Source organism: Psychrobacter sp. 2Y5 (assembly GCF_051847375.1).
GTDB lineage: Bacteria > Pseudomonadota > Gammaproteobacteria > Pseudomonadales > Moraxellaceae > Psychrobacter.
Window position 1 is genome coordinate 242,475 of record NZ_JBPYDA010000004.1, and the last position, 19,620, is coordinate 262,094.

General features: G+C 45.3%; 17 protein-coding genes. 13 read left to right on the plus strand and 4 right to left on the minus strand.

Going from position 1 to position 19,620, the window contains the following annotated elements; genetic code table 11:
- Positions 1-35 precede the first annotated feature (35 nt).
- From ACS8E3_RS06135 to ACS8E3_RS06150, 4 genes are all read left to right on the plus strand, one after another.
- Positions 36-1,031, plus strand: a complete 996-nt coding sequence (locus tag ACS8E3_RS06135) for a CgeB family protein (RefSeq protein ID WP_439242302.1) — start codon at positions 36-38, stop codon at positions 1,029-1,031.
- A gap of 57 nt (positions 1,032-1,088) precedes the next feature.
- A complete protein-coding gene (locus ACS8E3_RS06140) occupies positions 1,089-1,964 on the plus strand; it encodes a UTP--glucose-1-phosphate uridylyltransferase (protein ID WP_439242304.1) in 876 nt (291 codons plus the stop codon).
- A 3-nt stretch (positions 1,965-1,967) separates the two neighbouring features.
- The gene (gene pgi / locus ACS8E3_RS06145) at positions 1,968-3,650 is read left to right on the plus strand and encodes a glucose-6-phosphate isomerase (RefSeq protein WP_439242306.1); all 1,683 of its coding nucleotides are present in this window, start codon (positions 1,968-1,970) and stop codon (positions 3,648-3,650) included.
- A 64-nt stretch (positions 3,651-3,714) separates the two neighbouring features.
- Complete coding sequence (locus ACS8E3_RS06150) at positions 3,715-5,091, plus strand: UDP-glucose/GDP-mannose dehydrogenase family protein (protein WP_439242308.1); 1,377 nt, start codon at positions 3,715-3,717, stop codon at positions 5,089-5,091.
- Positions 5,092-5,095: 4 nt separating this feature from the next.
- On the opposite strand, the gene ACS8E3_RS06155 is transcribed toward ACS8E3_RS06150, so the two are convergent.
- On the minus strand, positions 5,096-6,577 hold the full coding sequence (locus ACS8E3_RS06155) for a phosphohexomutase domain-containing protein (RefSeq protein WP_439242310.1): 1,482 nt from the start codon (positions 6,575-6,577) through the stop codon (positions 5,096-5,098).
- 128 nt (positions 6,578-6,705) lie between these two features.
- Between ACS8E3_RS06155 and mazG the strand changes: the two genes are divergently transcribed.
- From mazG to uvrC, 9 genes are all read left to right on the plus strand, one after another.
- Complete coding sequence (gene mazG / locus ACS8E3_RS06160; protein ID WP_439242416.1) at positions 6,706-7,602, plus strand: nucleoside triphosphate pyrophosphohydrolase; 897 nt, start codon at positions 6,706-6,708, stop codon at positions 7,600-7,602.
- Between the two features lie 91 nt (positions 7,603-7,693).
- Positions 7,694-7,990 (plus strand): ComEA family DNA-binding protein, encoded by a 297-nt coding sequence (locus ACS8E3_RS06165; RefSeq protein WP_439242312.1) that lies wholly within the window; start codon positions 7,694-7,696, stop codon positions 7,988-7,990.
- 186 nt (positions 7,991-8,176) lie between these two features.
- Positions 8,177-10,390, plus strand: coding sequence for a polynucleotide adenylyltransferase PcnB (pcnB, locus tag ACS8E3_RS06170; RefSeq protein ID WP_439242314.1), 2,214 nt, complete (start codon positions 8,177-8,179; stop codon positions 10,388-10,390).
- Positions 10,383-10,889 carry a 2-amino-4-hydroxy-6-hydroxymethyldihydropteridine diphosphokinase gene (gene folK / locus ACS8E3_RS06175; RefSeq protein WP_439242316.1) on the plus strand — a complete coding sequence of 169 codons (507 nt, stop codon included), beginning with the start codon at positions 10,383-10,385 and terminating at the stop codon, positions 10,887-10,889. Before pcnB ends, folK begins: the two co-directional genes overlap by 8 nt.
- Positions 10,890-10,965: 76 nt before the next feature.
- Positions 10,966-11,766: a 3-methyl-2-oxobutanoate hydroxymethyltransferase gene (gene panB, locus ACS8E3_RS06180; protein ID WP_439242318.1), complete on the plus strand. Its 801-nt coding sequence runs from the start codon at positions 10,966-10,968 to the stop codon at positions 11,764-11,766.
- A 103-nt stretch (positions 11,767-11,869) separates the two neighbouring features.
- Positions 11,870-12,772: a pantoate--beta-alanine ligase gene (panC, locus tag ACS8E3_RS06185; RefSeq protein WP_439242320.1), complete on the plus strand. Its 903-nt coding sequence runs from the start codon at positions 11,870-11,872 to the stop codon at positions 12,770-12,772.
- A 104-nt stretch (positions 12,773-12,876) separates the two neighbouring features.
- Complete coding sequence (gene rapZ / locus ACS8E3_RS06190; protein WP_439242322.1) at positions 12,877-13,824, plus strand: RNase adapter RapZ; 948 nt, start codon at positions 12,877-12,879, stop codon at positions 13,822-13,824.
- A 212-nt stretch (positions 13,825-14,036) separates the two neighbouring features.
- Positions 14,037-14,546 (plus strand): ribosome biogenesis factor YjgA, encoded by a 510-nt coding sequence (yjgA, locus tag ACS8E3_RS06195; RefSeq protein WP_439242324.1) that lies wholly within the window; start codon positions 14,037-14,039, stop codon positions 14,544-14,546.
- Between the two features lie 222 nt (positions 14,547-14,768).
- On the plus strand, positions 14,769-16,700 hold the full coding sequence (uvrC, locus tag ACS8E3_RS06200; RefSeq protein ID WP_439242326.1) for an excinuclease ABC subunit UvrC: 1,932 nt from the start codon (positions 14,769-14,771) through the stop codon (positions 16,698-16,700).
- Positions 16,701-16,799: 99 nt separating this feature from the next.
- Here uvrC and ACS8E3_RS06205 read toward each other — a convergent pair whose 3' ends face one another.
- The 3 genes from ACS8E3_RS06205 to ACS8E3_RS06215 form a co-directional block, all read right to left on the minus strand.
- The gene (locus ACS8E3_RS06205; RefSeq protein WP_439242328.1) at positions 16,800-17,378 is read right to left on the minus strand and encodes a dihydrofolate reductase; all 579 of its coding nucleotides are present in this window, start codon (positions 17,376-17,378) and stop codon (positions 16,800-16,802) included.
- 68 nt (positions 17,379-17,446) lie between these two features.
- Positions 17,447-17,755 carry a thymidylate synthase gene (gene thyA / locus ACS8E3_RS06210; RefSeq protein ID WP_439242330.1) on the minus strand — a complete coding sequence of 103 codons (309 nt, stop codon included), beginning with the start codon at positions 17,753-17,755 and terminating at the stop codon, positions 17,447-17,449.
- Positions 17,756-17,949: 194 nt separating this feature from the next.
- The gene (locus tag ACS8E3_RS06215) at positions 17,950-19,605 is read right to left on the minus strand and encodes a restriction endonuclease subunit S (protein WP_439242332.1); all 1,656 of its coding nucleotides are present in this window, start codon (positions 19,603-19,605) and stop codon (positions 17,950-17,952) included.
- Positions 19,606-19,620 lie beyond the last annotated feature (15 nt).

Here is a 19,620-nt window from a genome sequence, read left to right on the forward strand (position 1 = left end):
TATATAGTTTACTTACTTTTATGTATAAGGTGCTAATGGGTACTAAAAAATTTGATATTGCTTTAATTAGCGACGAACTGACTGCAACATCCTTAAATGAAGCCTCCTCTAAGATTTTTAAGGTAACTAATAAGAATTGGCTATGGCTTTTCAAAGTAAATAAGCCTGACTTTATCCTAGTAGAGTCAGCATGGCGCGGTCACAAAGACAAGTGGCGCTATAAGATAGCCAATTACCCTGGTTATCCTGAACGTAGTAATGTCGAGCTACGTAAGCTCTTAGAGCTTGCTGATAAGCATAACATTCCAGCCGTATTCTGGAATAAAGAAGACGGCGCGCATTTTAACCGTTTTATTGACTCTGCTAGCTTGTTTAAATATATTCTTACCGTTGATGAAAACTGTGTTCAGCGATATCGCTCTATATTAGGCAAGAGCGTAAAAGTAGGGGTGCTACCCTTTGCCGTACAGCCTAAGTTTCATCATCCCACCGATTTACCACCTCGTTATAATGAAAGCCTATTTGTCGGTAGCTATAGCCATCATATTCATAGTGTACGCCAGCAATGGCAGGACATGGCATTTACCGCCGCCTCTCCTTATGGCTTGACCATCGTCGACCGCAACTCTGATCGTAAATCTGACGTTTATCGCTATCCTGATTTGCCTAACATGACCATTAAGCCTGCCGTGCCTTACGATCAGACAGGTGAGCTGTTTAGGCAGTATTCGCACTGTCTTAACGTCAATACCGTCACTGACTCTACTAGCATGTTCTCCCGTCGTCTGATTGAGATTATGGCTTGTGGGCGTTTAGCCGTCACCAATCCCAGCCTAGCGGTTAGTACTCGCTTTGAAGGGATGTGTGAAGTTATTGATAATAAAGAGCAAGCGGATGAATTATTTGCACAATTATCCAAAGGCTATACTAAACAGCAAGTTGAGATGATGCGCTATGCCAGTGATCATGTACTACAAAATTACAATTATGATAAATGGTTACAACGCATTATTGAGTTTATTGATTTATAGTTCTCTAATAGCATTTTATAATTTCTATTTTCTTCTTATTAATATAACCAAACCTTTATGAAAAAAATAACCCACGCCGTCATCCCCGTCGCAGGCTTCGGCACTCGTATGCTGCCACTCTCCAAGTCCGTACCCAAAGAGCTTTTGCCATTAGGCAATCGTCCCGCCATTCATTACGTGGTCGCAGAAGCCATCGCCGCCGGTATCAAGCATATCGTCCTCGTTGGCCATGCCCAAAAGAGCGCGATTGAAAACTACTTCGATATCAATGCCGAGCTGGATACGCAATTACGCAGTAAAGGCAAAGATGAGCTTGCCGATAGTCTCAATTGGCTACCCGATGACGTCAGCGTCTCAGTGATCCGCCAAGGCAAAGCTTTGGGCTTAGGTCATGCGGTATTGGCAGCGCGTCCTATCATCGGCGAGCATGATTTTGCCGTATTGCTACCCGATGTCGTATTAGATCCTTTTACTACCGATATGCAGCGTGATAACTTAGCCTTTATGCTCAATGCTTTTGCTGATGATGGTCACTCGCAGATACTGGTTGAGCAAGTCGCTGATAGCGAAGTGCATAAATATGGCATAGCGAAGCTTATCGATAGCGCGACTGACATTGGCGGTAATACAGATGTCAATGCTAGCTTTGGCGTAGCAGGGTTTGTGGAAAAGCCCAACTTAGCAGATGCGCCTTCTCGCTTAGCGGTCGTCGGGCGTTATGTATTTAGCAACCAAATCTTTGACTATTTAGCGCAGACTACCGCCTCGGTCGGTGGTGAGATTCAGCTGACCGATGCTATCGATGCGCTAATTAGTGAGTCTGGCGTCAATGTCACTACCATGTGCGGTGAGAGCTATGATGCTGGTGATATGCGCTCATATATGCAGGCGTTTATTTATTTTGCTGAGCAGCAGCTCGCGGATGAAGAGTAGTCGATGAACGCTATCAACGATCATAAAACTTATAGCAGTGCTCGCGACTCAGAGTATTGGTCGCAGTTGCAGCAGCTCGCCGAGCAGAGCTGGTCGATAGCTGAGCTGTTTGCACAGGATGACAGCCGAGCCCAACGTTTTCAGGCGCAGGCAGGTAGCCTGTATATGGACTACAGCAAGCAGTGTATCGATGAGTCGGTACTAGAGCGCTTACTGAGTTTGGCTGAGAGCTGTGAGCTATCCACGCGTATCACCGATTTGCTGCAAGGCGCTATGGTCAATACTAGCGAGCAGCGGGCGGCGCTGCATACGGCGCTACGATTGCCTAAGAGCGCTGAGTTAGTCGTCGATGAGCAGGACGTTGTCCGTGATGTGCATCATAGCTTGCAGCAAGTTGAGCGGTTATCGGCGCGCATCCGTAATGGTACTTGGCGCGGGTTCTCTGGCAAAGCCATTACCGATGTGGTCAATATCGGCGTTGGCGGTTCAGATCTTGGGCCTTTGATGGCTACTGCCGCGCTCGATGAGTGGGCCGATACCGATATTATCGTGCATTTCGTCTCCAACATGGATGGCTCGCAGCTCGATAACCTACTTAAGCGCTTGGATGCTGAGACTACGCTATTTATCATCTCCTCCAAATCTTTTGGCACCGTCGATACCTTATCTAATGCTCAGACCGCGCTGTCTTGGTTACTAGCGACGGCGATGCTCAATTCAGGCTCGCCAGATAGTGTGCTGCGTCGCCACTTCATCGGCATCTCGGCCAATGAGGCGAGGATGACGGCATGGGGCATTCATCCCGAGCATCAGTTGCAGCTTTGGGAGTGGGTGGGTGGGCGCTTCTCCTTATGGTCGGCGATTGGCCTAGCTATCGCTATTCGTATCGGTATGCCGCAGTTTCGCGCACTGCTCGCCGGCGCGCATAGCATGGATCAGCACTTTGCTAGCGCTGACTTTAAGGATAATTTGCCAGTACTGCTAGGCTTGCTAGCGGTTTGGAATAGTACCTTTTTGCAGATACATGCGCATACAGTGTTGCCTTATGATGGACGACTTGAGTATTTGCCAAGCTATTTGACTCAGCTAGAGATGGAGAGTAATGGTAAGTCAGTGACGCATCAAGGTCGCCATATTGATTATGATACTTGTCCCATTCTTTGGGGCGAGATTGGCTCCAATGCTCAGCACGCTTTTTATCAATTACTGCATCAAGGCACTCAGCACGTTTCTTGCGACTTTATCGCCTGCGTGCGTCACTATAGCGATAAGGCACAAAACACCTCGCTGCAGCATCAGCATGAGCTGTCCTTATCTAATTGTTTGGCACAGAGCCGAGTACTAGCGTTCGGTAATGCCGCTATTGCAAAGGTCGACGCCGATAGCTCTGCAGCTGACATTAGTGCGACGGATAAATATAAGCACTATCGGGGCAATCAGCCTTCTACCACCTTACTACTCGATGAGCTGACCCCGCATAGCTTAGGCGAGCTGATCGCCTTATATGAGCATAAAGTCTACGTTATGGCGAGCATATGGGATGTTAATCCTTTTGATCAATGGGGGGTGGAGATGGGTAAGCAGATGGCCGAAACCGTCTATCAGGCTATGCAGCAAGATAGCGCTGCCGCTTTTGATAGCTCCACCAATCAGCTACTTAAGCATATCAAGCAGTTATTTACATAATGAGAGCAAGCAAAGAACAGCTCACTAGCTTTGCTGTTGAGATAATGATAATGAAGAGAGTGTTATGAGTCCTAAATCTGCTGTTGACGCGACTAATAACAATGCGTTGAAAACCGAATCATCTGCGGTCTGCGTGATCATCGGTCATAGTATTGAGGCCATCACTAGCGCGGTGGTGTTAGCGAGTCTTGATCATACGGTGCACCTCTATGCAGATCTGAGAGTCTTAGAGCAGCAAGTAGAGCTGTATGGCTTTGAGCGCCATTTGCAAGCATTGTGGCAGTTATATGGACAGCAGCAGCAAATCGTTAAATGTGCATTACCAACTAGCGCGGATGAACTTATTCGAAGTTATGAAAGCGCGGATAGTCAGAGTCAAGAGCAAACAAAGCCTCTGCAAGTGAACTGCTATTGGTTATTTTTGGAGAGTATCAAAAGCGTTTGGACAGATAATAATTGGGTAATGGCCTTTAATCATAGTCATCAACAGACCATTCCCATTATTACGAGTGGCATCGAAAAGCTCGGTCATATCGCTAAGGTAGCGGAGCGCTTGCAGCGCGCTTGGGTCTATTACGTGCCGTTTGTGTTTTTGCAAGATGGCGAGGCTTATAGCTCAATGCTAACGCCGTCATTGTGGCTATTGGGCGAAAAAACGCCTGACAGTAGTCATCAGCTAACCGTGCTGCAGCCGCTATTACAACATGCCCGCGCCTATCATCACGCCGATATCGCCACTATCGAGTTTGCGCGTAGTAGTATTATGGCGATGCTCGCGACAAGGGTCAGCTTTATGAATGAGCTATCACGCTTGGCAGACAGTCAGCAAGTCGATATCGGACAAGTCAGCGCTATTATGGGGCTTGACGCGCGGGTAGGCAGTAGCTATCTGCAGGCCGGTTGGGGCTTTGGCGGTCACACGCTACCCACTGAGCTTGACAAGCTACAGCAATCGGCACAAGAAAACAGTGTCACTATGCCGTTATTGCAGTCAGTGCTGCATATCAATGATGATCAAAAAGAGCTGATCTTTCGTAAGTTTTGGCAGCATTTTGATGGCTTTATCGATAATAAAACGGTGATGATTTGGGGCGGCAGCTATAAGTCCGGCTCAGGGCGCACTACAGGCTCAGCCATTCATCCGCTACTTGCACTGCTATGGTCTTATAATATTAAGACCTTAGTCTATAGTGATAAAGCCAAAAGCTCGCTTGCTAAGCACTACGGACAGCAGCCCCTACTGCAACTGCTTGATAGTCCTTATCAGCAGCTAGAGGCAGCACAGGCGATCTTTATTATCAGCCTCTCGCCGCAGCACCAACTAGACATAGCGCAGCTCAACCAATTAGCTATGCCGATATTTGATGCGCAAAACGCTTTATCACGCGCTCAAATTGATAAGTTAGTCGGCGCTTATGTGGGTATTGGGCGCGCTAAGTGAGTCTTTAAGCCGGCACCGCGCCTTGGCTAGCAAGCCAGTCTTTAATCTCTGCGGTTTTACTCTCCAATAACGCTTCATCACCGCGACTCTCTATATTGAGTCGAATTAACGGTTCAGTATTTGAAGCCCGCAGATTAAAGCGCCACTGACCGAAGTCGAGACTAAGCCCATCAAGGGTGGATTTGCTCGGTTGTTCGTCAGCAAATTTACTTTCTATATCATTAATGATCGCCTGCGCATCATGAGTCGTTAAGCGAAAATTCAGCTCGCCTGAGCTTGGATAAGCGCTGATATAACCATTGACGAGTTCTGATAAGCTCTTGCCAGTGATCGATAATAATTCAATGGTGAGTAACCACGGTATCATACCGCTATCGCAATAAAAGAAATCGCGGAAATAATGATGGGCGGACATCTCGCCGCCATACACCGCCTCTGACTCACGCATCACTTGCTTGATAAAAGAGTGTCCTGATTTACTAATGACCGCTTTGCCACCGTGCTGTTTAATCACCGCTTCGGTGTTATAAATGACGCGCGGATCATAAACAATCGATTCGTTTGGATATTTATTAAGAAACGCTTGCGCGAGCATACCCACCACGTAACTGCCATCGACAAACTCGCCAGTCTCATCGAATAAAAAACAGCGATCAAAATCGCCATCAAAGGCAATGCCGAGATTGGCTTGATTGTCGAGCACCGCCTGCCGTGTTGATGCTCTATTCGCTAGTATCATCGGATTAGGAATACCATTAGGAAAGCTACCATCAGGTTGGTGATGCAGTTTGATGACCTCAATAGGAGCATCCGCTTGCGCTAGTTTATCGATTAGTAAATCCACCACCGGACCGGCGCTACCATTGCCGGAGTTAATAACGATTTTTAGCGGAGTTAGCTTTTTTGTATCGATAAAATCGATGATATGTTCGATATAAGCGCTCTTATCAGCTAGTACTTTAAGAGCGCCTTTTTGTTTAGGATTAGCAAACTCTCCTGATTCCGCGAGCGCTTGAATCTCAGCTAAGCCATCGTCGCTACTGATAGGCTTTGAGTGCTCTTTGACTAGCTTTAGACCATTATAGTTGATCGGATTATGGCTAGCGGTGACCTCGATACCGCCCAAAGTCTGATAATGGCTAGTGGCAAAATACACCTCTTCGGTACCAGTCATGCCCAAATCGATAACATCAACGCCAGCATCGATAATACCAGCGATAGCCGCTTGTTTGAGCTGCTCGCTTGAATGGCGGATATCACTGCCGATAGCAATAGCAGGCTTGAGATCGGTCAAATCGCTACAGTCAGCAGCGGCGTGGTATCTCTTATAAAGAATCTCAGCAAAGGCGCGACCAATTCGGTAAGCTATGTCTTCATCGAGAGTCACGCCAAGCTCACCGCGTATATCGTAGGCTTTAAAGGAGTTTATAGTGATAGGCATAAAGGTAGACGTAGGCTGATAGCTTGCAGTATTGGCAGTAGACATAAAATAGATATTCCTAAGCTTAAAGTTAAAAACGTTGTTATTTTTTAATTAGTATTCAATGATACACTAACTTATAAACCGCTATAAACTATTAGCGTCAAACGATAGAAATAAGAGTGATTGTGTTAATGACTACTAAAGATAATAATGCAACTGTTGTAAATGCAGACCAAACTAAAACCCTACCTCCGCAGCCAGTCGTAGGCACACCTAAAGCCACTGGCGAGATAAGTGATTTGTTAGCGTTAATGGCGCGACTGCGAGTGGATTGCCCTTGGGATAAAAAACAGAGCAATCATAGCCTAATTCCTTATGCTATTGAGGAGGCGTATGAGCTAGCGGAAGCAGTGCAGACCGATGACGATGAGGATATTAAAGGCGAGCTTGGCGATGTGTTATTGCAAGTGATTTTTCATTGTCAGCTCTACGCTGAGCAAGGACGTTTTGATCTGAGCGATGTGATAACCACTTTGCAACAAAAACTGATTCGCCGGCATCCGCATGTGTTTGAGACAGAGAGCCTCAAAGATGAGGCGGCGGTCAAAGCGCGTTGGGATGAGATCAAGCTTGAGGAGCGTCAAGCCGATGAGGCTCGCGGCAAACCGCGTCGTCGTTTGGATGCGACTAAGGCGGGCAGTGCGCTGATGCAAGCACAATCGGTACAAAGCCAAGCGTCAAAGTTAGGCTTTGATTGGGAAGGAGTGACAGGTGCTTTTGAGAAATTAGAAGAAGAGATTGAGGAGTTAAAGGCGGAAATTAGCGATAAGTCTAAGGCTGAGATAAAAGCGAGTATTAGCGATATCGAAAAAGAGCTTGGCGATTGTGTGTTTGCCTTAGTCAATGTCGCGCGTAAGCTCAATCTAGATGCAGAAGCGGCAACGTTGACTTGCGTGCATAAGTTTAAGTCGCGTTTTGGTTATATCGAAGATCAGTTAGCGCAGTTAGGCAAAAGCTTGGAGGATAGCGATATCGACGAGATGGACGCGCTTTGGGAGTCTGCCAAACAGCATGAACGCGCTTTATAGCCTTGTCAATAATCTAGAGTTGCTAAAGTATGTCAAGCGCTCAGACCTTTTATTGAGAACGTTATCATGCCTTTTAACCCTATGTTTTATGATGACAAAGGTACAAGCGGCTGTTTGTTATGCGGATCCAAAGCAAGCTTATGAGTATCTGTTAGCGCAAGAGAAGTATGAGACCCAAGCGCGCGATCAGTCAGTCGTCAATATAAATAGTGCTAGCGAGGGCGAGCTAGTAACGCTTGACGGTATCGGCAGTAGCAAAGCGCAAGAGATTATTCTCTACCGTGAAATGTTTGGCGCGTTTAAAAGCGTTGATGAGCTAGAAAAAGTAAAAGGCATCGGGGCCAAAACTATTGAGAACAATCGAGCACGAATGCGCGTGCAGAATTAGTTTTTCGTTCTCTAAAATATAGAGTGACTATTTATTTAACTTTTATTATCCATCTCTAGCAAATTGGCTGTAAGTAAATGTCATAATGCAGCAATCAAGCCTAAAATTTGTTAAACTAGCCGATATGTTTGCCTGATAAGCGCTGTGTTTATTAGGAACGACAGAATACCGGCGAGGAGTAGATGCATGGCCGAGCGTGCCGCCAAGCAGTTAGAACTAAATAAATCTGAATTACCCAATTCCATTACTGAAGTGATTGCTACGTTGTCCCGAGCTGGGTTTGATGCCTATATCGTCGGTGGCGGCGTGCGCGACACCTTATTGGGACTGCAGCCCAAAGATTTCGATGCGGTCACCGATGCCAAGCCACATGAGATAAAAGACGTGTTTGGCAAGCGTTGCCGCATTATCGGGCGCCGCTTTCAGTTGGCGCATGTCTACTCAGGCCGCGAGCTCATTGAAGTGGCGACTTTTCGTGGGCCGCCTAATAATAATGCGAGTACCAATCAAGACGGTATGATTTTGCGTGACAATGTCTGGGGCGATATCAAACAAGACTTTGCCCGTCGCGACTTCTCTATTAATGCGCTATATTATCAGCCGCTCAAAGGCGTGGTGCATGATTTTTGCGGGGCGCTTGAGGATATTGATAATCAAGTCATTCGCTTGTTAGGTCATGCGCCGGTACGTATCGAAGAAGATCCAGTACGCTTGCTACGTGCGCTACGTTTTAAGGCCAAGCTAGGCTTTGAGTTTGATAAGGAGCTATCCGAGCAGTTTCACGATAGCAATTGGGCTCTGCTTGAGCAGATTTCGCCGCATCGCCTCTATGATGAGACGCAAAAGATGTTTACCGGCGGCTATCTGGTGCCTTTATTGCCGCTTTTATTTGAATATGGCGCTATCGATAGTCTCATTATCTATCCGCCCTCTGAGCCAAGTCCATTAGTGCAGCAAGTCGCTATCAATACCGATAAGCGCATCGCGGCCGGTAAGAGTATCAACCCGGCTTTCTTCTACGCGGCGCTACTGTGGGAGAACTATCTACATCAGCTAGAAAAGGCCAAAAATCGCAATATGCCTTTTGCTGAAGCGCAAATGCATGCCGCGGGTAAAGTGATTGACCGTCAACGCATCAAGACTGCTATTCCGAAGTTTGCCGAGCAGTTTATCCGCGATATCTGGATTTTGCAGCCCAAGCTTGCCGCGCCGCGTAATAAACAAATCGAACAATTGGCTGAGCATCCGCGCTTTCGCGCCGGTTTTGACTTTTTACTGCTGCGTGAACAATGCGGTGATGCCGATCATCCGTTATCTGAATCTACTAATGGCATGGGTGAGTGGTGGCAGACTTATCAAACGCTCTCTGAAAAAGACAAGCAGCAAGCGATAGCTGACTTTGATGAAAGTATTCGCCGTGGCGCTTATAAAAAGGGACAACGTGGACGCGGGCGTAATCGTCAAAAACAAAACGACACTGCTCAAGCTAATGCACACAGCAATCCTGACCAAGTTAAAGTCAATCAGAGCCATACTCATCAAGCCGCAAATGACACTGCGAATGTACCCTCGCGTCGCCGCCGCCGCAACAGTGACAAAGTAGCTACTCAGAACAGTAATCTGCAAGCTGCTAGCCCTGAGCAACTGAAACAAGATAGCCAAGAGCTTGAGCAATTGCAGCAGTTGTCACTAGCAGCAACGAAGCAATCGCACAAAAAACCTGCCGCGCCAAAGCCATTGTTTGTGATTGAACACGAAAGAGTAGTGCCACCGCTCAAAATACAGGTGGATGGCGAGAATAATAGCAACAGTGTTAATGGCAATGATAAAGCTAGCCCTAGCAAAATGACTAAGTCTAGCGGCCGCAAAGTCTCTGCTAAAAATAAAGCCGCTGTTGCAAACCAAGAAAACGCTAGCTTGCTAGTGGAGAGTAAAGCGGAGGCCAAATCAGCTAAATCATCGGCAGCTGCTAAGGCACAAGCTCAGCCATTAAAAGCTAAGTACTCAGAAGCTTCAGTAACCATGGCAGTACCGCAAACACCCAAATCAGTGGCGAGTACTAAAAGTAGCGAACCCATCCCTAGCAAGCGTCGCCGTAAGCCATTAAATTTATCTGAACCTGCAGTCAATAAGAGCGCAGATAAAGAGTTAGCAGCTAGCAAGCAAGATAACCAAGCTTTGCAAGATGGTAATGTTTCTAAAGGCGGCAATTCTTCTAAAAAAGATAATGCTTCCAAAGATGATAAAGCTGCCAAGTCCTCGTCAGCTAAAGCTGAAAAGAAAACTTCGACTGCTAAATCCGTTGGCAAGGCTAACGCTACTGAAGCAAAAACAGCTGCCAATAAAGGCGCGATACCTGCCAAACGCCGCCGCCGTCAGCCTAGTACTGATAATGCTTGATAGTAATAATTGGGTCACTTGTTATTTAGGCTTAGGCAGTAACTTAAGCAATGAGCTAGGCTCGCCCATTGAGCATTTGCAGCAAGCGCTTGTCAGCTTAGAGCAGCACACTGCTGTGCGTCAGCTACGAGTGTCTTCTAACTATGCGTCAGCGCCGATGGGCCCGCAAGATCAGCCCGATTTTATCAATGCGGTGGTGGAAGTAGAAACAACTTTAACGCCCTTAGAGCTGCTAGCTTTTTGTCAGCAATTAGAGGCGCAAGCACAGCGTGAACGTTTACGGCGCTGGGGCGAGCGTAGTCTCGACGTTGATATTTTGCTTTATGGTCAGCAGCAAATCGATGAGCCGACGCTGATAGTGCCGCATGCTGGACTTCATGAGCGCAACTTTATGTTGGTACCGCTACGAGAGCTAGCGCCTGAGCTGATGATTAAGGATCAGCCTGTCTCAGCCTATCCACTGAGCGCAGACTGGAGCGGGCTTAAGCTTATCAAGTGATTGCTAAGCTAACTACTGAAGTTTTTCTTTATCATTAGCCACTTAAAAATACTTTTATCAAGTCATTGAGGGTCATATGACGACTTTATCTACGCTCAAAAAGTTTAAAAAAGACGGCACCAAATTCACTTGTCTCACCTGCTATGATGCGATGTTTGCACGGATGATGGAAAAGGCGCAAATCGATACCATCTTGATCGGCGATAGCTTAGGTATGGTGGTGCAAGGTTATGACTCGACTTTACCGGTAACTGTCACTGATATGGCATACCATACGGCGAATATCGCGCGTAGTAATAAGCAGGCTCTGATCTTGGCGGATTTGCCTTTTATGAGTTATGCACTTGAAGCTGAAGCCATTGCTAATAGTCGGCAGCTGATGCAAGCAGGCGCTCATGTCATCAAGATAGAAGGCGGGCGTGAACTTAGTCGTTTGGTCGCCACTTTAGCGCAAGCGGGTACGCCAACTTGTGTGCATTTAGGCTTAACGCCGCAGTCGGTCAATGTCTTTGGTGGCTATAGGATTCAGGGCCGTAGCGATGAAGCGGCGGATAAATTATTAGCTGATGCCAAAGCAGTGGTAGAAGCGGGCGCGGCGCTGTTAGTCTTAGAATGCGTCCCTGCAGATTTAGCTAAGACGGTGACTGAAGCGGTCGCGGTACCGGTCATTGGCATCGGTGCCGGAGCAGATACCGACGGTCAAGTGTTAGTCATGCATGACATGCTAGGCATGGTTCATGGCCGGGCGCCAAGATTTATTCATGATTTCTTGACCGATGAGCGTAATAGGGAGCGTAGCATCGAAGGCGCGTTTGCGCTGTACCAGCAGTCGGTACGCGAGGGTAGCTTTCCACAGGCGCAGCATCAGTTTGATTAGCTAGAAATATTTTGGGTTAGTAGTTAGCAGGGTGCGTTTCACGCACCATTAAACAGATATATCAATCACATCTCATCCGATACCAAGATAAGAAGACTTTTTGATGCCTATCATTCATCATCATATCGCTAGTTTGCAAGACACCTTAAAACCTCTGCGTAGTCAGCAGCGTATTGCTTTAGTACCAACGATGGGTAACTTGCATGCTGGACACCTACAGCTGGTCAAAATGGCTAAACAGCAGGCTGATATTGTGGTAGTCAGTATCTTTGTTAATCCAACCCAGTTTGGTATTGGTGAGGATTTTGAGAGTTATCCACGCACTCTTGAGGCCGATGTTGCTAAGCTAGCAAGCGTCGATACCGATTACGTGTTTGCGCCTAGTATTGATGAGATGTATCCGCTGTTGCCACCGCCTACTAAGGTTATGGCTGGCGCGATAGCTATGCAATTATGTGGTCAATCGCGCCCGACGCATTTTGATGGCGTCGGTATCGTCGTCGCTAAACTGTTTAATATTGTGCAGCCTGATGTGGCCTTTTTTGGGCAAAAAGACTATCAGCAATTAGCGATTATCAAGCAATTAGTCAGGGATTTAAGTTATCAGGTAGAGATTATTGGTGCGCCTATTGTGCGAGCGGAGGACGGCTTAGCTTTATCTTCTCGCAACCAGTATTTAACCGATACTGAGCGCAAAACCGCACCCGTTTTACATCAAGTATTAGTAAATTTCGCTGATCAATTAGCGCAAAAAATAGCAGAAGATAGCTTTGATAACTCAGTATTGCAATCGTTATTAACACGAGCGGCTCAGCGTATTACTGCAGCGGGTTTTGCTATAGACTATCTAGAAGTAAAAACTACCGATTTGCAGCCTATTACTTTTGAAGCGTCCTATCTTAAAGAAAATCAGCAAGATTTGATTATTCTAGTCGCCGCAAAACTAGGGCAGGCAAGACTGCTGGATAATCAATTGGTACGACTAGACAACCCATGGGTTAAATAATCTTATTAGCGCTAAATAAATAGCGTAGGATAGAGACAGTTCGTTCGGTCGTTTAGAACGCAGTAAGCGTATTTATTAATCAGCTTATGGATTAGGGTAATAGCATGGAAGTGGACAAGCTCGGCGCAAATACTCAAACGCCATCACTTAGCGATGATAAGTTAAGCGTACTTATTGTCTCTGGGCGCTCAGGCTCAGGTAAGACCTCAGTGCTCAATACTTTAGAAGATTTGGGCTATTATTCTATTGATAATTTGCCGTTATCGCTAGTTCCTGAAGCGGCGCATAAACTCGTTAATGAGAGTAATATCAAGCGTGTGGCTTTAGGCGTTGATATTCGCTCACCGCGTGCTGACTTGTCTAACTTTGCAGCGATTCAAAAGCAGCTACATCAGCGCTATGGCGAGTTAAAAGTACAAGTGATCTATGTCACTGCGCAAGAGGATATCTTAGTTGCGCGCTTCAATGCGACTCGCCGTGTGCACCCGCTAATGGCGCAAGATGCTGACGGTGTTGAAAACACCAAATACAATCTGCCAGCTGCGATAAAAAGAGAAGTCGAATTATTGCAGCCCATCGCCAGCTGCGCCGATATTACTATCGATACTAGTAAACTGAATATTCATCAGCTCAAAGAGCGTCTGCGCGATCAAGTCGGGGCGGATAACAAGATTATCGTTAATCTGCTATCGTTCGGTTTCAAATATGGGACGCCTATCGATGCTGATTTTGTCTTTGATGTTAGGATTTTGCCTAACCCGCATTGGAACACTGCTCTACGCAGTGCGACTGGCCTAGATAGCGAAGTTGCAGCGTTCTTTGCTGATTATCCTGAGGTCAGCGAGATGAGCGATGATATTGCTACCTTTCTCACGCGCTGGCTGCCCAATTTTTTGCATAATAACCGCCATACGGTAACCGTAGCTATCGGCTGCACTGGCGGCAAGCATCGTTCGGTTTTTATTACTGAAAAGCTACAACGCCATTTGACTCAGCATCTACCAAAGGCGTTAACTATAGTCGCTAAGCACCGCGAAAAAAATCGCTGGTAGTCGTTGGTTTTTTATATAGTCGATACACTTTAAAAATGGTATAGCGCTACTGGTATAAATTTTACTTGTGTGCTGTATTCACAGAGGCTGCGTTAAATTCATCCCAGTAGCGCGCTTAAACATATCACAGGTTTAATTTCAACTGACTAGAGTGACTTTACTTGCAGTCGTTATTTTTTATCCTTTATTTCCATTATTCTTAGAGAGCTTTTATGATTGATTGGTCAGAACAAGACATGCGCGTTTCGCGTACCGAACTCAAAAAATCCCATGAGCGGCTGCAAGCGTTGTCGATACCTTTGGCTAACTTATCGAAAAAGCAGTTAAAAACCTTGCCTGCCAGTGATTATTTTATGGCAGAATTGATGGCTTTAGCCGATATTACTAGCGCTAATGCGCGTAATCGGCAGACTAAGCGTGTCGGCAAGTTGATCAGTGAAGAGAATCGTCACGAGCTCATCAAAGCGCTCTTTGAGGCGTTTTTCCCTAATGAGCAAGTTGCCAAGATAGAAAGCTGGCGCGGTAGGCTTAATATCAATGATGAAAGCACGCTTAAGCAATTCATCAAGCAGTATACTGCTTCCGAGCGTAATAGCTTGTATCAATTACTGTTATGGATTGAATATGCCAAACACACCCAAGACGATGAGCTCATGATGGAGTCCGAACAGGATTTAGCGAGCTACATCCGTGAAGTTGCTATCTTATCGCAGCTCAAATAGTCTTGCTAAGGTAAGAAATCGTTGGTAGCGATAAAAAGGTCAGCTTAATGCTGGCTTTTTTGCATTTGCATTTTGCTAAATAATTTTTAGATAGGACGAATGTTAAAGATGGGCAGTAAAGCTGCTAATAGCTTGATAAGGTTGTTGTTTTCCATCTTGTAATCTAGTAGGCAGCTCCCCATAAATAATAGTAATTCAAAACCTTTGAGAGTTTTAGCGGTTATGGTTAAAGTTTCAGAATCGAATGCTGACGACAACATAAGTAATGATGTCAACAATGGCTCTAGCAGAAATGCTAGTGCAGACGATAATAAAGATGCTGTTGAAATCGAGAGTAAAGACGACAGAAAAGCTCGTCTTAAGCACCTGATTAAGCGTCTGCCTAATTTGCCAGGCGTTTACAAAATGCTAGGTAAAAATGGCGATATTCTCTACGTTGGTAAAGCCAAATCGCTAAAAAGCCGCGTCAATAGCTACTTTGCCAAGACCATCGATCACCCAAAAACTCGGGCTTTAGTCGCGCGTATTCATAATATAGAAACCATTATTACGCGTAGTGAGACCGAAGCGCTGCTGCTCGAACAAAACCTAATCAAAGAATACCGGCCGCCTTATAACGTGCTACTGCGTGACGATAAGTCCTATCTTTATGTATTTATCTCCGCTGATAAACCTTATCCGCGTTTGGCTTATGGCCGCGGTAAAGGCAACCATCAAAAAGGCCGCTTCTTTGGACCCTTTCCCTCAGCGCATGCCGCCAAAGAGACGCTAGTGCTGATGCAAAAAATGTTTCAGATGCGCCAATGCACTAATACATTTTTTAAACAACGCAAACGCCCTTGCTTGGAGTATCAGATCAAGCGCTGCCGTGCGCCCTGCGTGGGGCTCGTGTCGCCAGAAGAGTATGCTGAAGATGTCAATAATACGATTCGCTTCTTAAAAGGCGACTCTAGTGATATTCATAGTGCTTTGATCGAAAAAATGGAAGGCGCCGCCGAAGCGCTAGATTTCGAAAAAGCGGTGTTTTATCGTGACCAGCTATCGATGCTGCGCGAAGTACAAGCGCGACAAGCGGTCTATACCGTACAAGGCGAGGCTGATGTTATCGCCATCTCTAGCCAAGCTGGCATGACGACAGTGAATGTGCTGACCGTGCGCGGCGGCCGCGTGCTTGGTGGTAAGAACTATTTCCCCGATGTCGATAGCAGCGAGCCTATCGCTGATAACTTATCCGCCTTTATTACCTCGTTTTATTTTCAGGTGACCGATGACTTGCCAAGCGAGATTATCTTAAGTCATAAGCTACCAGATCAGCAAGCCATCAGCGAGGCGCTAGCGACTCACTTTGGCAGTAAAGTCACTATCAAGACTAACGTACGTGAACACCGAGCTGAATGGTTAGATTTAGCCAGTCTCAACGCTAGTAATGCGCTAAAGACTAAGCTTGGCGATTATCTTGAGCTGCACGCGCGCTTTAATGCCTTAAAAGATGTGCTTGCTGACGTCACTGATAGAGCCATCGACCGGATTGAGTGTTTCGATATCTCGCATACTATGGGTGAGGCGACCATCGGGAGCTGCGTAGTTTTTGATCAGGGCGGTTCGCGCCGACGCGACTATCGTCAGTATGCCATTCATGATATTCAAGGTGGTGATGACTATGCCGCGATGAAGCAAGTGCTGACACGACGTTATAAAAAACAGCCTTTGCCGGATTTATTACTGATTGACGGTGGTAAAGGGCAGCTTGGTATCGCCAAAGAAGTGCTAACAGAGTTGGGTATCCTTAATGATACGCTGCTGATTAGTGTGGCAAAAGGCGAGGGGCGCAAAGCTGGGCTTGAGGTATTACACTTTATCGATCATGAGCCGCTTGATTTACCGATGGATAGTAAGGCGCTACATTTATTGATGCATATTCGAGATGAAGCGCACCGTTTTGCGATTACCGCGCACCGTAAAAAACGCGATAAGCGCCGCTCGTCCTCGGTGCTAGAAGTGATTCCGGGATTGGGTGAAAAGCGTCGCCGTGATTTGCTCAATCATTTTGGCGGCTTGCAGCAATTGCTAGGTGCATCGCAGCAGGAGTTGGCTGGCGTCACAGGTATCGGACCCGTGCTTGCCAAGACGATTTATAAGGTTTTACATGAGTAAAGTTTTCGACCACTAGTTATTTTTATACTCATGTAAAAGTTCAAATGTCGTTGATTCAAGCTAGGCTATTCAAAGCCTGGCTTTTTTATAAGCTAGAGATTAACTTTCTTTTCTTCTATAACTCACAAACTGAAAGTCTAAACCACTTTTTTCATCATGCTGAGAGTCAGACTTTTCTGCCGCGACAAAGTCGCTTGGAAGCTCCGGAAAAAACGCATCGCCGTCATTGATCTTTGTATCGACATGGGTCAGCTCGATACGATCGGTGTACATCATGGCATCTTTAAACACCTTTTCGCCGCCGATAACCCAGATTGTATCTAAATGCGCGCCATGAGCGAGGCTTGCCGCTTGCGTCAAGGCATCGTCTAAATTATGCACGACATAAGCATCATCACGGTCGGTTAGGTTTTTTTGCTCAGCGTAATCAAGCTGAGTGCTGATGATAAAGCTGACACGTTTTGGGAGCGGCTTACTGCCCATCGACTCAAACGTTTTGCGTCCCATAACAACGATGCCTTGAATACTATCTGTATCCCCATCGTTTTGCTTAGTGGTCATAGCCTTAAAATGCTGTAGATCAGCCGAGATATGCCACGGCAATTCATTGTCTTTACCGATGCAGCGATTGCTACTAATCGCGGCGATTTGGGCAACTTCGGTATGCGCATAACTCATAACTTATCCCTTTTATTATTCATTAATTTTCTAGTTTTACAGTTTTCTTAATTCCACAGTTCAGTCGCTTAAACCGCCACTTTCGCTTTAATAGCCGGATGCGATTCATAACCGTCAACGCTGATGTCCTCGAAAGTAAAAGCAAAAATATTTTTCACTTCTTTATTTAATGCCAGTGTCGGCAGCTGATAAAGCTCGCGAGTGAGCTGTAACTCTACTTGCTCTCTATGATTTTGGTAAATATGACAATCACCGCCGGTCCAGATAAATTCTCCCACTTCCAGCTCGCAAACTTGCGCGATCATATGCGTTAATAGGGCGTAACTGGCAATATTAAAAGGCACGCCTAGGAATTTTACAACCCCTAATTTATGCACAAGCCGTTTTATTTACTAATGTAGAGCGTCACATTCTGACTGTGCATTTTTAATTCTGCACAATACGGTCTGTGTAAACGGTCAGTTGTCCTTACCAGCAACATCAACATTATTCGATTTACCGAGTAGAGTGTCTTGATAAGAGATATTATATCTTATCAAGACATATAAAACACTTAGCCCAATACTAAAACTCACCCTAAAGCTTGATCAACCAACGCATCAGTAAGCTGAATTTGCGTCTCTTGAGACTGCTGTAGCCTCTCTTTTAGCTGATCGCAAATAGTCATTAATTCATCGACTTTGGCAACGATTTGGCTTTGCTCTTCTAAGGTTGGTAAAGGAACTGGAACGGATTCGACAGTTTTCTGATTTATTTTTGGCATAGTACCAGAAGTCCCTACCATTCGCTCCCACATAAACCTCCTCGAAGTAGGTGACGATAGAGCTATAGATAAGTATTTTGGGTTTATACAGCTATCTGCTTGAATTTTCATCATCAAATCTGGATAGATGAAACCAGGAATATCTTCATGTATCAGTAAATTACTGCCAACGTATTCAGCTGAATTTCCACGCTGTATTAAAATATCATCTTTAGTTAACCATAAATGGGAATCAGCAGCTATTTCTTTATCAAAGCTTTTGCTTTTTTCGAGTAATAAACTTCCTGTTGATGTAGCCCCTAAAGATAAAACTTTTGCTTCGCTAGGATAATCAACCTCTCTTGGTGAATACCCATTTTTCGGTCCAAATGATAATACTTTTTTAAGTGGTACAACTTTGATATCCAAAGTGTCTGTAAGCAACCCTTTAATTGCCATATCAAGAATTGCTTTAGCAAGCTCTTCGATGCTTTGCTCAGTAGTAAATAAAATCTCGAAACATTCTGCAATTCTCTTCCAATTTTTCTTCAATTCATCAGAATTAATACTTTCTGTTAATGTGGCTAACAGTACTTCTATAAGGGTGGCATGAGTATCGACACTGTCTTCAGTTTGCTGCTCTAGCTGATCGCATAGAAGCATCAGTTCATTGACTTTGGCAACAATACGCTGTTGTTCTTCTTTGGGAGGAATGGCAATTACAAGATGTGAGAATTTTGCCATTGAAATACCACCAATTATTCCTGTCATCGAATCCGAAAACTGGCTAAAAAAAGTTGGAGACAGAAAGCTCATTAGTATAAATTCTGATTTTAGGTCTTTATGAAATACTTGATTAGCATAAAGCTTATTGCCAAAACATATATCTCTATTTGTTATTCCACATTTTTTACCTGCACTTCCACCCTCAGCACATATTAAAACTGAACCTGCCTTGGCTACTTTGAACTTGGGTTCTTCATAAGGAATACTTATTCCATTGTCATAATTTAAAATCTCAAAGCCATAGCCCACATCTTTTGTACCAATATAAGGCAATCCATTAGTTACATTGCTATACTTACTTTCTTTAAGTCTGGCATTGATGCTATTGCCATTGAAAATATTTAGAACCTCGTTTAATCTCACCCACTGCCAGCCTTGGGGCAGTTCGAAGGCTTTCTCATTATTACTAATAAGGGGTGATGGCTTAGTCTTCTTGATTACCTTTTCTTTAATCAACTGAGCCTTTTCAACTGCTATTTTATCTAACAAAGCAGATGCAGGCTCATCATCAGCATCTTGTGGAACTAGTTTGCCACGTACCGCTAACTCCAAGATCAGCTCACGTAATTTAGTAATACCATACAGCTCATACTTTTTACTGCTGCCACGTCCACTAGTCGACTTAGCTAGTATAGCACTGGTCCAGATATCGATATGCTCAGTGATTAACTGCTCTGGCTTGCTTATGTCTTCATTCATCTCTAAGCTCGTTTT

Bases quoted from the DNA above. Each gene is read 5' to 3' on its own strand.
- mazG (WP_439242416.1), top strand. From the start codon at position 6,706: ATGACTACTAAAGATAATAATGCAACTGTTGTAAATGCAGACCAAACT.
- ACS8E3_RS06150 (WP_439242308.1), top strand. From the start codon at position 3,715: ATGAGTCCTAAATCTGCTGTTGACGCGACTAATAACAATGCGTTGAAA.
- yjgA (WP_439242324.1), top strand. From the start codon at position 14,037: ATGATTGATTGGTCAGAACAAGACATGCGCGTTTCGCGTACCGAACTC.
- pcnB (WP_439242314.1), top strand. From the start codon at position 8,177: ATGGCCGAGCGTGCCGCCAAGCAGTTAGAACTAAATAAATCTGAATTA.
- ACS8E3_RS06155 (WP_439242310.1), bottom strand. From the start codon at position 6,577: ATGTCTACTGCCAATACTGCAAGCTATCAGCCTACGTCTACCTTTATG.
- panC (WP_439242320.1), top strand. From the start codon at position 11,870: ATGCCTATCATTCATCATCATATCGCTAGTTTGCAAGACACCTTAAAA.
- pgi (WP_439242306.1), top strand. From the start codon at position 1,968: ATGAACGCTATCAACGATCATAAAACTTATAGCAGTGCTCGCGACTCA.
- ACS8E3_RS06165 (WP_439242312.1), top strand. From the start codon at position 7,694: ATGACAAAGGTACAAGCGGCTGTTTGTTATGCGGATCCAAAGCAAGCT.
- panB (WP_439242318.1), top strand. From the start codon at position 10,966: ATGACGACTTTATCTACGCTCAAAAAGTTTAAAAAAGACGGCACCAAA.
- ACS8E3_RS06205 (WP_439242328.1), bottom strand. From the start codon at position 17,378: ATGAGTTATGCGCATACCGAAGTTGCCCAAATCGCCGCGATTAGTAGC.
- ACS8E3_RS06140 (WP_439242304.1), top strand. From the start codon at position 1,089: ATGAAAAAAATAACCCACGCCGTCATCCCCGTCGCAGGCTTCGGCACT.
- ACS8E3_RS06135 (WP_439242302.1), top strand. From the start codon at position 36: ATGGGTACTAAAAAATTTGATATTGCTTTAATTAGCGACGAACTGACT.
- uvrC (WP_439242326.1), top strand. From the start codon at position 14,769: ATGGTTAAAGTTTCAGAATCGAATGCTGACGACAACATAAGTAATGAT.
- folK (WP_439242316.1), top strand. From the start codon at position 10,383: ATGCTTGATAGTAATAATTGGGTCACTTGTTATTTAGGCTTAGGCAGT.
- rapZ (WP_439242322.1), top strand. From the start codon at position 12,877: ATGGAAGTGGACAAGCTCGGCGCAAATACTCAAACGCCATCACTTAGC.
- ACS8E3_RS06215 (WP_439242332.1), bottom strand. From the start codon at position 19,605: ATGAATGAAGACATAAGCAAGCCAGAGCAGTTAATCACTGAGCATATC.